The sequence below is a fragment of the Glutamicibacter sp. ZJUTW genome, from assembly GCF_008370855.1.
In the GTDB taxonomy this organism is placed as follows: Bacteria; Actinomycetota; Actinomycetes; order Actinomycetales; family Micrococcaceae; genus Glutamicibacter; species Glutamicibacter nicotianae.
Genome location: NZ_CP043624.1, coordinates 387,777 through 402,007 on the forward strand (window position 1 = coordinate 387,777; position 14,231 = coordinate 402,007).

Sequence of the window (14,231 nt, forward strand, 5' to 3'; positions counted from 1 at the left end):
TTCCGCATCCAGCGGGTTCAGCGCTTCGCTTCCACCCCGATACGATGGAAGCCATGAGATCCTCTTGGTATTTCCGGCAAGGCCAGCGTCCTGGCGGCGCGCAGGTGCTGTGGATCATTTTCGGGCTGGTCGTCGCCATGTTCTACTTCACCCGCAGGGTGCTGGTGTCCCTGCATGCGGGCGGATGGGCCAAGGACCTGGACGCCCCGGTGTACCAATGGGCGCTGGAGCACCAGTCGCCGTTCCTGTTCGCGGTCTCCGACTTCCTGTACTTCTGGGGATCCACTCCGGGAATGACCATGATCATGCTGGTGATCACCGGGCTGCTGTGCTGGAAAACGCGCAGCGCGTGGCCGCTGGCGGCCGTCGCGTTCACGGCATTGGTCTCGGTGCTGCTGACTGTTATTCTCAAGGCCAACCTCCAGGTGCCGCGTCCCCAGGGCATCCCCGGGGGACCTGCGCCGCCTGAAACCTTTTCATTCCCCAGCGGGCACACGCTGAACTCGGCGGCGCTGATCGGTATCGCCAGCTACCTGGCGATCATCTACGGGCTGCGCCGCTACGCGTACCTGATCGCCATCATCGCGGCGCTATTCGTGCTGGCGATGGGCGCCTCGCGCATCTACATCGGGCACCATTGGGTTTCGGATGTGCTGGTGGGCCTGCTGATCGGGGCCGCCTGGGCCGCCGTGGTGGCAATCCTGCACTACTTCTTCGTGCCGCGGCCCGCAGCTTCTAGGCCAGCACGCGGATCGGCGCGCCGCTAGCCCATGCGCGGAGATCTTCCACCGCATCGCGGTAGAACATCTCGAACTGCTCGATGGTCACGTAGCCGATATGCGGGGTGGCAATCACGCCCCTGGTGTTCGCCAGCCGGTCCTGGGCCGGCAGCGGTTCCACATCGAAGACATCCACCGCGGCCAGGTGCAGCCGCCGGCTTTCCAGCGCGTCGATGAGCGCGTCGGTCTGCACGATCCGGCTGCGCGAGGTGTTGACCAGGATGGAATCAGGCCGCATCCAAGCCAGCTGCTTCGGGCCGATGACCCCGGTGCTGCGTTCGGAGAGCTTCAGGTGCACGGTCACGATGTCGCTGATGGAAAACAGTTCGGCCTCCGAGACCAGCTCCACGCCCGCTTCGGCGGCGCGCTCCTTGGTGAGGTTCTGGCTGTAGGCAATGACCCTCATGCCGAATGCCAAGCCGACCTTCGCCACCCTCGACCCCAGATTTCCCAGGCCGTAGACGCCCAGGGTCTTGCCGGATAGGCCCATCCCGAACGTGGTCTGCCAGCCCGAGTCGGCCGCCAGCGGGCGGTCCGCGGAAAACAGTTCCACATCCAGTCGGCGCACGGCGGAAAGAATCAGCGCCCAGGTGTGCTCAGCGGCATCGGTGGCCACATAGCCGGTGTGGCTGACCACGATGCCCCGGTCCTGTGCTGCCTGCAGGTCGATGGATCCGTTGCGGCGACCGGTGGTGACCAGCAGCTTCAGGTTGGGCAAGGCGTTCAGCCGGGCGGCCGGAAAAGGCGTGCGTTCGCGCATGGCGACAATGGCGTCGAAGGGCAGCAATGCCTCGATGACAGTGTGGTCCTCATGGCCCAGGTGCTCGGTGAAGACGGTGATCTCGGCGTCCAGCTCGGCGGCGAGGCCATCGAAATCGGCCAGCGAGCGGGCCACGTTGTGGTAATCATCAAGGATTGCAATGCGCATGGCTTCATCCTAGGCATCTGCGGCCGCTGCTGTCCTGTCGCTGGCGTAACAAAAAGCTGGCGCCTGCATCATGCAGGCACCAGCTCAAAGCAGCGATGCTACTGGACGACGGTGAATTCCAGCTGCTCGGTGTAGGAGCGACCATGCACGTCGGTGGCGGTCGCCGTCGCGGTGTGCTCACCAACCGAGAGGTCATCAGGCAGTTCCATGCGCCACAGGTGGCTGGTCTTCTCGGCGAGGCCGCCGCCGTGGACGAACTGCTCGGCGATGGCGGACGGGTCCGAGTACTCGGCTCCGGTCAGCGGGCGCTCGCCCGCCATCTGCTGGGTCCGCACGGCGGCCACCGGGTCCTGGCCATCGATGGAGACCTCGACGGTGGAACCGGTGCTGCCCATCCAGAAGTTCGTGGTCAGCCAGGTGTCCTGGGCCAATCCCTGCCGGCTCACTGCCAGCGGGTCGGCCAGGGGCTGGACGGTGCCGCGTTCCTTGTCCAGATTCTCTTCGTACCACTTCCGGTACTGAGGGGTATTCAGGCCTAGCGACATCTGCTTGCTGGGATCCTGGCCGGTGGCGGTGAAGCGCTCCACGATGCCGGTGTTCTTGATGTCCAAGGTGAGCACGCCCGGCGGGGTGCCGTCGCGCTGGATGGAGGTCGGGTAGCCGTTCTCGGAGACCCGGCCGTCATACCATTGCCCGGAAATTGCCGGGACCGTCAGATGGGTGAAGGGCAAGCCTGCTTCGCCGACCTCATCGCGCCAGCCGTCCATCAGGTCCCCGGCGCGCAGGTTCTCCGACATGTGGGTGTGCCCGCCCAGGGAAACGGCCTCGCGTCCCTCTAGCAGCTCGTAGATCTCCTTGACCTGCTTGGTGGAATGCTCGTCGCTGTAGAAGAACTCGAGCATCGGGCTGTGCCCGGCCAGCACGATGGCCTTGTTCTTGGGAACCTTGGCCAGGTCCTCGCGCAGCCACTGCAGCTGGCGCTGCCCCAAATCATAGGTGTAGTCGCTCTTCTTAGCTGGAACCGCAGTGGGGTAGTCGATGGTGCTCAGTGCGATGACGTGCGTTTTGCCGGTGTCGTAGGAGTAGTATTCCGGGCCGAACTGGGCGCGGAAGGAATCGAACTCATGCTGCCCGTCCAGCGAATCGTAGTCGATGTCGTGGTTGCCCGGCAGGAAGCGGGCCGGGCCGTTGAGCATGGAAGAAAGCTCGCGGGTCTGGTGGAAGAAGGTCAGGTCATCGCCCACGAGGTCGCCGATGAACAAGACGCCGCACCCGATGTAGTCGGTGCGGGCCGCCAGATCGGCGAAGGCGCCGTCCCTGGCGTATTCGACTTCCTGCTGGGTGTAGGTCTGCACGTCCGCGCCGATGACGCAGCTCTGCTCCGGCGATTGGGTGGCGCTGCTGCGCACCAGCGGGAAGTTGACCGCCTCGGGCAGCGGGCCGGTCGGGGCGATGCCGTCGTACTTCAGTTCCGGGGAGCCTCCGGGCAGGTGGTTGTAGAAGAACTGGGCGACGTTGTCCTCGTCAACCGGTACCTGGAAGCCGCGCGGCTGGGTGACGAATGCGGTCATGTTGTTGTAGGCCGGCAGTTCGTAGCGGCCCTGTCCGTCGGTGGACACAACGTCGCGGCCGTTGGACACCGTGACGTTCGGCAGGCCGGGTTCACCGGCATCCTGCTTGGAGTTCTTGTTGCGGTCCTCGAAGACCACGCCGTCCAGCGTCTGTTGATCGGCGGCGTTGCCGCTATTTTTAGCAGGGATGACCTCGACGGACCCGCGGTAGGCCGAGGAGCTCCAATCCGCGGTGGTCTTGGCGGCAGGCGCCGCTTCGACTTCTGGGCTGGCGCTGATCAAAGCGGTGGAAGCGGCAATGGCAACCAGGCTTCCGGCGGTCAGATGCAGTGGGGTGAGATGATTGGTTTTGCCGGGTCGAGCGAAGAATTTCACGTACGTTCCTCCGGGTGGGGGCAATCTGCCGGCCCGTTGGCCAGCCGTATCCCACGGTGCCAAGGACAGGTGAATTGCAACCCATGCCCAGGTAATGTCGATTCATCGATCCCGTAAATAGTTATCGACTGTCTTGGCAGGATTTAGGTATCTCCAGCTAATGAAATGAAGTGGTGGCGATGGAACTGGTGCAGGCGCTGATGGCAGGCGCGCGGGGACGCAGGCTGCTGTGGGAATTCGCAATTGCCAGCGAAGAGCAGCTGCAACCGGAATTCGCGGAGCATCCACTGCGGGCGGCGATGTTCTATGCCGCGCATCGGGTCGCGGTCGAACGTGGCGAGAGCGTTGGCCTGTTTGGCATGGACGAGCCAGGCGTGCCCGATATCAGTGTCGAGGAGATTGCACGGCTCCTTGATAGCACCAACCTGGTGACGCCCACTGCGGCGCTCCTGCAACACGCGCTAGTTCGTTCGGTGGACTACGCGCGCTATTGGCAGGAACCGGATGGGGAAGACACCCTGCTGGCGTTGCCGACTTTCGCCGGGCCTCTTGAGCGGGTCGCCCGGCATCTGGCGGACAGCGGGCTCGCGGACTGGTGGATGGATCCCGTGGATCTGCGCAACCAGTTCAAGGTGGAGTTCGACCAGCATGATCCCGTGGGTAAGTCGCAAGCTCCCGATGACGATGCCCTTGGCATTTTGCAGGACTGGAGGGGCGCGGTTCTGGCGACGGAAGCCCGCGATGCCGCGGAACTGCATAACATCCAGCTGGGCAGCTTCAGTGGCGAATGGTGGTCCAAGCCCAGCAGCCGCCTGCCCGCCAGCACCGGTATCTTCCCTGGCGGCGAGCCTGTGGGCCTGAGCTGCGTGGAAGACGGTTTCGGATGGGAGCAGGCCAGCGTCAGGCACGCTAGTGTGCCTCCCGCAGCGAACATGCTGGAGATCGCCACGGCGGAGGACTGGATCCGTCTCTGCCGCGAATACGGCCTCGAGGTGTCCGCGCAGAAACGCCACGACTGGTATTTGGCTACTGGGCGCGACGGCGCATGGATGATCCCTGATTGGCTGGCAGTGGCGCGCGACTATGACGGGGTGCATCTGGGCATTGGTGCTTATCTGGCGCTCGCCGGCCAGTGCCTCGACATCGATGAGAAGTACGCCAGCGTGATTGCCGGGTGGGATCCGGACCAGACGTTCTGGTTCACCGATGAGCTGCGGTGCTATGGGCCGGCAAAGGAATGGTTCTGCTTGGATGCCAACAACGAGGATGCGCGGTGGGTGCCTGCTGGCAATGTTCCAAGTTCATGAGCTGTCACGGGCGCAGTGGCCAGCCCCGGTTTCTGGTGCAATGGGTTTCATGAATGACGCGAAAAACGATGAACTGGCCGCCGCAACCGAGATCATCTTGCAATTGCGCTGGTCGGATCAGGATGCCCTGGGCCACGTGAACAATGCGCGCATCGTGACATTGATGGAAGAAGCGCGCATCCGCTGGACGCGCGAAGACGGAACTACTGGCCGATTCGAATTCGGCACAGTAGTGGCATCCATCCAGATCGACTACCTGCGCCCGCTGTACTACCAGCCCGAAATGCACATCCGCATGGGCATCAGCCGGCTGGGCAACAAGTCATTCACCGTGCGCGGCATCGGCTACCAGGATGGGCAGCCGGTATTCGACTCGACCACGGTCATGGTTCCGCTAGCAGCCGATGGCGTTTCGTCCCGGCCGCTGAACGAGCTGGAGCGCAGCTGGCTCAGCGAATCGCTGATCCCGGCACGCGGCTAGCCTCTCGGCGCCGCACCCGGGCTGTTGAGCCGCGCTGCTAGATCGCGCAGCTTCGCTTCGGACTCAGAGCCCGGCTCGGTGGTGTAGATGAATAGGGTCTGGTCGGTTGCCCCGGTTACGTCCAGCGCCTCGTAGTTGACCTCCAGATAACCCACGTCGGGATGGTTGAACCGCTTGATTCCGTCCCGCCGCTCGACCACCCGGTGGTCGGCCCACCAGGTGCGGAATTCTCCGCTGTTCATCGATAGCTCTCCGACCAGCTGCGCGAGCAACGGATCATGCGGATGGCGCCCGGCATCCAGGCGCAAGGTGCCGACCATTGACGCGGCGACCTGCTCCCAGTCGGCATAGCGCTGCCTGGCTTCGGGATCTAGGAATGCCCAGCGGATCAGGCTACGGTGGCGCACCGGCTTGGCCAGGAAATCGGTGAGCAGGCTGGCTGCCAGCGGATTCATGCCCAGCACCTCGGTGCGCCGACCACGGATGAAGGCCGGATGGGCGGTGAAGGAATCCAGCAGTTTGTGCAGGGATGGGCGCACCCGCTGGACGCCGCTTGATGGGCTGTCGCGCCCGGAGCCGGAGAGCGAGCGCGCCAGATTGAACAAATGCCCGGTCGCCGCCTCATCCAGTTCCAAGGCCTTGGCCAACGCGCCGAGCACTGATTCGGAGGGGCGCTTGTGACGGCCTTGCTCCAGCCGGGTGTAGTAGTCGGTGCTCACTCCGGCCAGGACCGCGACCTCTTCGCGGCGCAGGCCAGGAACGCGGCGCCGGGGACCACCATCGCCTGCCGGGCTGACCAGCGCCCGGCGCGCCTTGAGGAACTCGCCGAGCTCTGTATTGGAATTCATCGGAGCAGTCCTTTCATCCGCGGGCCGCATCGCCCCGGTCTCATCCTAGCCCTGCCTGCGGTGCTGGTCCGAGGCCAGAACTATCCTAGGACTGGCATACCCCGGATCAATGTGCCACTTCCCACGGCCCCCTAAGCGGTGCATTAGTGATGGACTATTAATGCCACTGCCACCGTCATCCAGGAGAGCGCATGCCCAAGCCAGCCAATTTCTTGCCCACCGACGAATCGGCTCCAGCACCCGCGCGGTCACCGCGCGAACCGCTGCTGGAACGGCCCGCGAGCAGGCCCGCCGGGATCCGCGCGCTGCTGCGCGATCTGGGCGCGGTCTATGCCAGCAATGGGGTGATCGGCCTGGTCTTCTCCGCCTCGGGCCCCATCGCGGTCACCCTTGCCGTGGGTGCCGCAGGCGGGCTATCCCAGGCCGAGATGGCTTCCTGGGTTTGCGGGATCTTCCTCTCCGCCGGGTTGGCGACCATCGTGATGTCCCTGCTCTACCGCCAGCCGCTGGGCTTCGCCTGGTCCATCCCCGGCACGGTGCTGCTGGGTCCTTCGCTGCAGCACCTGTCCTTCGCCGAAGTGGTCGGGGCGTTCTTCGTCTCGGGGGTGCTGGTCCTGGCGCTGGGAGCCACCGGGGTAGTGCGCCGGATCATGGCGGCCATCCCGATGCCGATTGTGATGGCCATGGTGGCGGCGGTCTTCCTGCGCTTTGGCACCGACATCGTCTCATCCACCCAAGCCAACCCGGTGGTGGCCGCTCCCATGGTGCTGGTCTTCGTGCTGCTCAGTGCGGTGCCGGCGCTGGGCCGAAAACTGCCACCGGTGCTGGGCACGCTGATCGCCGGCATCATTGCCATGGCCGCCGGCGGGCAGTTCGCATTGGATGCCGCGGGCGGTCCGGTACTTGCCACCCCGGTGTTCACCGCTCCGGAATTCACCTGGGCCGCGCAACTTGAACTGGTGGTACCGTTGGCCATCACCGTGCTGATCGTGCAGAACGGCCAGGGCGTTGCGGTGCTGCGTGCCGCCGGGCACCAGCCGCCGGTCAATGCCTTCGCCCTGGCCTCCGGCGGTTTCTCAATCCTCAACGCCTGCTTCGGCGCGGTATCCGCCTGCGTCACCGGGCCCACCAACGCGCTGCTCACCTCATCGGGCGAAAAGCACCGCCACTACACAGCGGCGGTGGTCTATGGATTCCTGTCCCTGGTCTTCGCCCTGCTGGCTCCGACGCTGACCCGCTTCATGCTGGCCACCCCTGAGGCATTCGTGCTGGCCTTGGGAGGCATCGCCATGCTCAAGGCCCTGCAGCAGGCGTTCGTGGCGGCCTTCGCCACGAAGTTCTCCCTTGGCGCGCTGGTGACATTTGTCGTGACAATTTCCGGTCTGGACCTGTTCAACATCCACGCGGCCTTCTGGGGCATCCTCTTCGGCTATGCCGCCTCCCGGCTCATGGAGCGCGGCGACCATGCCTCCGCGGCCGGGCAATAGCGCGGAGCTCCTGTCGTTCCGGGACCACGCCGGTTCGTGATGGTCGCGCCAGCTGGCTAAGCTGGCGATAGCTGGCATCAAAGAATTCGGACAGGACGGTCATGGCCGTGGGCAGCATGTATCGGGTGGGAGTAATGGGCTATGGCGCCATCGGCTCCGTGGTGGCGGATCGATTGGCTGCCGGGAGCGTGGCGGGCGCCCAGCTTGAAGGGGTGATCCTGCGCCGGCATCAGCCGGGGCTGGAACCTGAACAGTTGAATCTCCAGCAGGCGCTGGAGCGCTGCGACCTGGTGGTCGAATGCGCGGGCCAGCACGCTGTGCGGGAGCATGCGGTGCGCATCCTGGAGGCAGGGGTCGACCTGCTGGCCAGTTCCATGGGAGCGCTGGCCGACCCGGATCTTGCCGCATCAGTGCAAGCTGCCGGGCCAGGCCGGCTGATCAGCACCGCCGGGGCCATTGGCGGATTGGACCTGCTTGGTGCGGCGGCACGAATGAGCGGCATCGAGCAGGTGCTGGTAACTACGCGCAAGCTGCCGGCCACCTTGGTGCAGCCGTGGATGGATGCGCGGCGGCGCCGCGAACTGGAGCAGGCCAGCGGCCCGGTAGAGGTATTCAATGGTCCGGCTGCGGTGGCGGCCCGCGACTTCCAGAAGTCGCTGAATGTCGCCGCGGCAGTGGCCTTAACAGTGGGGGATTGGGACGCGGTGCAGGTCAGGCTGCTCGCCGATCCGGCGGCAGAGCTGACCGAGCACCTCATCGAAGCGCACGGGCCAGCCGGCGAGTACAGCTTCTCGGTCAAGAATTACCCATCGCCGCGCAACCCGCGCACCAGCGGCATCGTCCCGTGGGCCTTGCTGCACTCGATCCAGCAGGCCGCGGATGCGCGGCGCTAGCGGCTAGTTGCCTTCGGCCGCCGAGTACTCGTCCAGCACCTTCTTGCCGATCTTGAACGCCACATTCGCTGCCGGAACGGAGCAGTAGATGGCGCACTGCAAGAAGACTTCCTTGATCTCTTCCGGGGTCATGCCGTTGCGCAGGGCGGCGTGCACGTGCATTTCCAGCTCTTCCCAGTATCCGCCGGCAATCATTGCAGTCAGCGTGATGGCGCTGCGGGTGGTGCGTGGCAGGCCTTCGCGGGTCCAGATGGTGCCCCAGGCGTAGCGGGTGATCATCTCCTGGAATTCGTCGGTGAACTCGTTCGAGTTCTTGGTGGAACGATCCACGTGCTCATTGCCCAGGACCTGGCGGCGCACCGCCATGCCGGCATCGTAGGTGTCGCCAGGAAGGCGTGATGATTCAGTCATTGTCTGCTAGTCCTCGCTGCTAGTTGGCCAGGAAGAAGTCGACCAGCAAGGCCGCAGTTTCTTCCGGTGCCTCGGCCGGGGCCAGATGGGCTGCCGAATCAATGACCGCCATGGTTCCGTGCGGTGCATTTTCGGCAATGAATTCAGCGTCTGCAGGAGGGCAGACCTGGTCCTGCGCGCCGTTGATGGCAATAATCGGGTCGCTGGTGGAAGCCAGCTGCTCGCGCACGTCGAATCCTGCCAGGGCGCCGCAGACGTGGGCGTAGGCGAATCGGTCGGCGTCCTGCAGGCTGTGCAGCAGCTCGGTGCTGATCACCGGCTGCTTCTCGATGAACCCCGGTGCGAACCAGCGTTCGGCGGAACCGGCGACCATGGTCGGGGTGCCGGCCTTGGCGACCAGCTCGGCACGGTCGGTCCACGCTTCCGGGGTGCCGATTTTCGCGGCCGAGCAGATGGAGGATAGCCCGTTGAAGAAGCCTGGGTGGTCTACCGCCAGCTGCAGTGCGGTTGCCCCGCCCACCGAGACGCCCGCGTAGTACAGCTTGGAGCCCTCGGCGATGACGCCGTCGGCACGCAGCGCCTGAACAACTTCGGTGACAGCGGTGGCCAGCTCGGCCAGCGTGAATTCCTCCGTGGATGGCTTGCTCTCGCCGTGCCCCGGAAGGTCCCAGGCAATGACCTGGAAGTGCTCTTTGAGGTAGGGCAGGGCCGGTGCCCACAGCGGCAGGGCGGCGGTGCCCAGCGAAGGGCCGGCAATGAGGGTGGGAAGTTCCTTGCTGGTATGCAGCAAGGATGGGGTTAGTTGCGGGACTGCCATAGTTCCTTCCGTGCCGAGTAATCGGCGAGTACTGTTTCGGTGAAGCGATCCGCGGCACCGAGGTAGCCGGCTGGATCAAGTAATTCGTCGAGGTCCTGGTCGCTTAGATCATGGGTGGGGATTTCCAGGCGCAGCAGTTCGCGCAGGGAAACATCCTCGTCCAGGCTGCGGCGCACCAGCGCCTGGATGGCCGGTTTTCCGCCAACCACCAGTGGCGCCAGGACGGCCGCGAGGCGCTCGGAGAGCACCGCGTCGCCGCCCAGGGCGAGGTTGCGTTCGATGGCTGCAAAATTCACGCTCAGGCCGTTGGCCAAGAATGCGGCGTGGAAGGCGGCGCCGGAAGCCAGCCGGGCCAGTTCGCGCAGGGCGCTCCATTCGGCATGCCAGCCGCCATCAGGGCGTTCATCCACTGCGGTGCCGGCGGCGGTGAACAGGGTGGAGAGCAGGCCGGGGGCGCTGAACGCCGCATTGCGCAGCAGCACCGAGCGCACCGGGTTCTGCTTTTGCGGCATGGCCGAGGAACCGCCCTTGCCAGCCTCGCGCGGTTCGGACAGCTCGCCGATTTCCGGGCGGGAGGCGGTGAGCACATCCGCGCCGAAGGTCCCCAGCGCGGCAATGGCCGCGCCCAGCGCGGAGCCGAGCTGGAGAATCGGCATGCGGTTGGTGTGCCATGGCGTTCCCGGATCCGCCAGGCCCAGCAGGCCTGCCAGCTGCGAGGCCAGCGACTTGCTCGTGGCTGTTGTTTCCGTGTGTCTGGATAGCAGCTGCTCCAAGGATGCGAGCGTTCCCACCGCTCCGCCCCACTGCAGGCGCAGCTGCCCGGTGGCGGCGTCCAGCTGCCGTTCGGCATCCAGTACGGCAGTTAACCAGCTGGCGGCCTTCCAGCCCAGGGTAGTGGGCAGAGCATGCTGGGTCAGCGAGCGGGCAATGCACACGGTGGACCGGTGCTCGCGCGCCAGGGCCGCCAACCCGCCAGCGGTGCTGCGCAGATCGGCCAGCGTGAGCGTGATCGTCTTGGAGAGCACCAGCATCAGCGCGGTGTCGATGATGTCCTGGCTGGTCGCCCCGCGGTGCAAGGCGGTGCTGGCAGTTTTCGCCGCGCCATCATGCGTGAGCAGCTCGCGCATCATGCCCAGCAGCGGGATCAGCGCATTGGCCCCGTCCGGTGTCTTGGACGCCAGCAGCGCCAGGTCGTAGCGGTCCACGCTGGCCACCTCGCGCACCGCCTGCGCATCCTCGATGCTGCACAGGCCGGCGTCCGCCTGGACCTGCACCCAGGCGGCTTCGGCATCCAGCATCCCCTGGACGAAAGCCGCGTCGCTGGCCAGCGCCGAGGCCGCGGTACCAGCCCAGGCAGGGGCCAGTACGCCGTAGTCTGCGCCTTCCATTTAGTCCCTCGATTCTTAGCTGTAAGCGTGCACGCCGTTCTTCTAGAACTCTAGTGCCCGGCAACGGGCGAAACCCCGCCGGGTGCTTCAACGCCCGTAACAGTACGGGCGCCGGGGCAGCCTGGCGGGGTGGTGCGATGGGTTCTAGCTTTCGCGCGGGTAGGACAGGAACACCGTCTCGTTCTCGCCCTGCAACCGGATGTCGAAGCGCAGCGAGCCGTCCTGTTCGCGGGTGGCGATCAGCGTGGAGCGTTCTGCTTCGCTCAGCGATGCCAGCAGCGGGTCATTGGCCAGCGCTTGCGTGTCCTCCGGCAGGTAGATGCGGGTGAACAGCCGGTTGAGCAGGCCGCGGGCGAAGACCGTGAGCATGATGAACGGCGCCTTGCCTTCTTCGGTGGGGCCAGGGTTCACCGTGGTGAAGGTGTAGTGCCCGACGTTGTCCACGGCCACGCGGCCCCACCCGGTGAAGGTGTAGCCGTCGCGGACCAGCGAGCCGTCGCGCGAGACGACCTTGCCGTGCTCGTCGGCCTGCCAGATTTCCAGCAGCGCGTCCGGGATGACCTCGCCGTTGCCATCGGTGATGACCCCGTGCAGGCGCACCGAGTTCGGGTTGGCCTGGCTGGCCAGCTCGTTGTCCTTCTCGAAGGGCAATGCATAGCCGTAGAACGGGCCGATGGTCTGTCCCGGGGTCGGGACGAGTTTCAGTTCAGGTGCCTGTGCCATTTAGTGCTCTCCCTCTTCGTCTTCCATCCAGGTGCGGTTGCTGCCGGTGAGCACGATGTCCCAGTTGTAGCCGGTGGCCCATTCGTGGCTGGTCAGCGAATGGTCGTAGGTGGCGACCAGGCGGTCGCGGGCCTTCGCATCGGTGATCGACTGGTAGATCGGATCCAGCGCGAACAGCGGATCGCCGGGGAAGTACATCTGGGTGATCATGCGCTGGGTGAAATCGGTGCCGAACAGCGAGAAGTGGATGTGCGCCGGGCGCCAGGCGTTGTGGTGGTTCTTCCACGGGTACGGCGCCGGCTTGATGGTGGTGAACGAGTATTCGCCGTTCGGGCCGGTGATCGCCCGGCCTACGCCGGTGAAGTTCGGGTCGATCGGGGCCGGATGCTGGTCGCGCTTGTGGATGTAGCGGCCGGCGGCGTTGGCCTGCCAGATTTCCACCAGCTGCCCGGCCACCGGGCGGCCGTCGCCATCCAGCACGCGGCCTGCCACCACAATGCGCTCGCCGATCGGCTCGCCGTTGTGCTGGATGGTCAGATCCGATTCCAGTGCGTGCACGTCGCGCTGGCCGAAGGCCGGGGAGTGCAGCTCGATGGTTTCCGGATCCGCGTGATGCAGGTTCTTGGTCGGGTGGCGCAGCAGCGAGGAGCGGTAGGGTGCGAAATCGATGCGCGGCTGGGTTTCGGCCTTCTTGCCGGCCAGGACTTCCTGGCGGTAGGCCTCGTGGATGTCTGCGATTTCGCCGCTGATCTCATCCTGGCTGGCGGTGGTTGCCGCCGGGTCCAGCAGATGCGAGTTGGCGAAGGATTCGGCCTCGGTGCCGTCCTGGTGCGTGGTGCCGGTGCTCAATGCGGGCTCCTTTCAAGGATGCGGTGGTAAGTCAGGGAGTTCAGGCGTGGGGCCAGCCGGTGTAGGACTCGGCCAGGTACTGCTGGCCGAACCGCGAGGAGGTGACGGTTTCCAGCTCGCCCAGGGCGCGCTTGGCCATGAACGGGTCGCCGCCTACCGGGGTGTGGAGCATGGAGGTCATCCAGTAGGAGAAGTTCTGCGCCTTCCACACCCGCTTCAGCGCGAGGTCGGAGTAGCCTTCCAGCAGCTGGTCGCTGCCGGTGGAGAAGTAGGAATCCAGCGCTTCGAAGAGCACCTTCACATCGGCGAAGGCCAGGTTCAGGCCCTTGGCGCCGGTGGGCGGGACGGTGTGCCCGGCGTCGCCGATCAGGAACAGGCGCCCGTGGGAGAGCGGTTCGCGCACGAAGGAGCGGAAGCCCAGCACGGTCTTGTCGAAGATCGGCCCGGTCTTCAGCTGGAAGTCATCCGGCCCGTCCACGCGCTTTTGCAGTTCGGCCCAGATGCGGTCATCGCTCCAGGCGTTCACGTCTTCGTTCGGATCGCACTGGAAGTACATGCGCTGCACGGTTTCGCTGCGCTGGGAGATCAGCGCGAAGCCATGCGGGGAGTTGGCGTAGATCAGCTCGGGTGCGGACTTCGGCGCTTCGGTGAGGATGCCGAACCAGGCGAAGGGGTAGGTGACCTTGAAGTCCTGCTTGACGGTCTCGGGCATCTGGCGGCGGGCGAAGGAGCGCGAGCCGTCGGCACCGACGATCACATCAGCGTGCACTTCGAACTCGGTGCCCTCGGCGTCGGTGAAGCGGAACTTCGGGGTGGTGGTCTCCATGTCCAGGATCTCGGTGACCTCGCAGGAGTAGCGCACGTCGCCGTGGTCGCGGTGGCGGGCCGCGGACAGATCCACGAACACCTCGTTCTGCGCGTAGAGGGTGACGGTGGCGTCCACCAGGTCGCGGAAGTCCAGCGGGTGGGATTCGCCATTGAAGCGCAGGTCGATGCCGGCGTGCTCGTCGCCGTGGGTGAGCACGCGGCCGTCGACGCCCGACTCGGTGAGCATCTGCACCGCCTGGGCTTCGAGGATTCCGGCGCGATGCGTATTGCGGATGGTTTCGTGGTCGCGCATTTCCACGACGATGTTATCGATGCCGGTCTTGGCCAGCAGATGCGAAAGCATGAGCCCGGCCGGACCGCCGCCGATGATGCCGACCTTGGTCTTGAGGATGCGTGGATTCTGAACCATGGGACCTTGCCTTGCTGTCGTCTGGGCCATGTCCCGTGCGGCCGGCTGCGTTGCCGGGCCGGGTCATCTGGCCGAGGGAAGTATTGGGGAACTTCCACAAGCATGCGACGCGAGTGACCTGGACGACAGCGACGTTC

Annotated in this window: 14 protein-coding genes; 5 read left to right on the plus strand and 9 right to left on the minus strand. The window is 65.4% G+C overall.

Annotation, left to right across the window (positions count from 1 at the left end; genetic code table 11):
• The first annotated feature begins 53 nt into the window (after nucleotides 1-53).
• Entirely contained in the window at nucleotides 54-767 is a 714-nt protein-coding gene (locus F0M17_RS01840; protein ID WP_168201923.1) for a phosphatase PAP2 family protein, read from the plus strand.
• On the opposite strand, the gene F0M17_RS01845 is transcribed toward F0M17_RS01840, so the two are convergent.
• Nucleotides 736-1,707, minus strand: a complete 972-nt coding sequence (locus F0M17_RS01845; protein WP_149596227.1) for a D-2-hydroxyacid dehydrogenase family protein — start codon at nucleotides 1,705-1,707, stop codon at nucleotides 736-738. The two genes, F0M17_RS01840 and F0M17_RS01845, sit on opposite strands and share 32 nt — an antisense overlap.
• A gap of 98 nt (nucleotides 1,708-1,805) precedes the next feature.
• The gene (locus F0M17_RS01850) at nucleotides 1,806-3,653 is read right to left on the minus strand and encodes a calcineurin-like phosphoesterase family protein (protein WP_149596228.1); all 1,848 of its coding nucleotides are present in this window, start codon (nucleotides 3,651-3,653) and stop codon (nucleotides 1,806-1,808) included.
• A gap of 173 nt (nucleotides 3,654-3,826) precedes the next feature.
• On the opposite strand from F0M17_RS01850, the gene F0M17_RS01855 reads away from it, so the two are divergent.
• Nucleotides 3,827-4,960 (plus strand): hypothetical protein, encoded by a 1,134-nt coding sequence (locus F0M17_RS01855; RefSeq protein ID WP_168201924.1) that lies wholly within the window; start codon nucleotides 3,827-3,829, stop codon nucleotides 4,958-4,960.
• A 49-nt stretch (nucleotides 4,961-5,009) separates the two neighbouring features.
• Entirely contained in the window at nucleotides 5,010-5,441 is a 432-nt protein-coding gene (locus F0M17_RS01860) for a thioesterase family protein (RefSeq protein ID WP_149596230.1), read from the plus strand.
• Here F0M17_RS01860 and F0M17_RS01865 read toward each other — a convergent pair.
• Nucleotides 5,438-6,289 (minus strand): helix-turn-helix transcriptional regulator, encoded by an 852-nt coding sequence (locus F0M17_RS01865; protein ID WP_149596231.1) that lies wholly within the window; start codon nucleotides 6,287-6,289, stop codon nucleotides 5,438-5,440. The genes F0M17_RS01860 and F0M17_RS01865 overlap by 4 nt on opposite strands.
• Nucleotides 6,290-6,480: 191 nt before the next feature.
• Between F0M17_RS01865 and F0M17_RS01870 the strand changes: the two genes are divergently transcribed.
• Together F0M17_RS01870 and F0M17_RS01875 are read left to right on the plus strand one after the other, a co-directional pair.
• On the plus strand, nucleotides 6,481-7,776 hold the full coding sequence (locus F0M17_RS01870; protein ID WP_210416682.1) for a benzoate/H(+) symporter BenE family transporter: 1,296 nt from the start codon (nucleotides 6,481-6,483) through the stop codon (nucleotides 7,774-7,776).
• Nucleotides 7,777-7,877: 101 nt separating this feature from the next.
• On the plus strand, nucleotides 7,878-8,669 hold the full coding sequence (locus F0M17_RS01875) for an aspartate dehydrogenase domain-containing protein (RefSeq protein WP_149596232.1): 792 nt from the start codon (nucleotides 7,878-7,880) through the stop codon (nucleotides 8,667-8,669).
• Nucleotides 8,670-8,672: 3 nt separating this feature from the next.
• Here the strand turns inward: F0M17_RS01875 and pcaC are convergent, their stop codons facing one another.
• The 6 genes from pcaC to F0M17_RS01905 form a co-directional block, all read right to left on the minus strand.
• A complete protein-coding gene (pcaC, locus tag F0M17_RS01880; RefSeq protein WP_141356796.1) occupies nucleotides 8,673-9,080 on the minus strand; it encodes a 4-carboxymuconolactone decarboxylase in 408 nt (135 codons plus the stop codon).
• Nucleotides 9,081-9,099: 19 nt separating this feature from the next.
• Nucleotides 9,100-9,897 carry an alpha/beta fold hydrolase gene (locus F0M17_RS01885; protein WP_073707414.1) on the minus strand — a complete coding sequence of 266 codons (798 nt, stop codon included), beginning with the start codon at nucleotides 9,895-9,897 and terminating at the stop codon, nucleotides 9,100-9,102.
• Complete coding sequence (locus F0M17_RS01890) at nucleotides 9,879-11,285, minus strand: lyase family protein (protein WP_149596233.1); 1,407 nt, start codon at nucleotides 11,283-11,285, stop codon at nucleotides 9,879-9,881. Before F0M17_RS01890 ends, F0M17_RS01885 begins: the two co-directional genes overlap by 19 nt.
• Nucleotides 11,286-11,429: 144 nt before the next feature.
• The gene (gene pcaG, locus F0M17_RS01895; protein ID WP_038992453.1) at nucleotides 11,430-12,008 is read right to left on the minus strand and encodes a protocatechuate 3,4-dioxygenase subunit alpha; all 579 of its coding nucleotides are present in this window, start codon (nucleotides 12,006-12,008) and stop codon (nucleotides 11,430-11,432) included.
• Complete coding sequence (gene pcaH / locus F0M17_RS01900; protein WP_038992451.1) at nucleotides 12,009-12,857, minus strand: protocatechuate 3,4-dioxygenase subunit beta; 849 nt, start codon at nucleotides 12,855-12,857, stop codon at nucleotides 12,009-12,011. It abuts the gene before it with no gap.
• Between the two features lie 40 nt (nucleotides 12,858-12,897).
• Nucleotides 12,898-14,094 (minus strand): 4-hydroxybenzoate 3-monooxygenase, encoded by a 1,197-nt coding sequence (locus F0M17_RS01905; protein ID WP_149596234.1) that lies wholly within the window; start codon nucleotides 14,092-14,094, stop codon nucleotides 12,898-12,900.
• Nucleotides 14,095-14,231 lie beyond the last annotated feature (137 nt).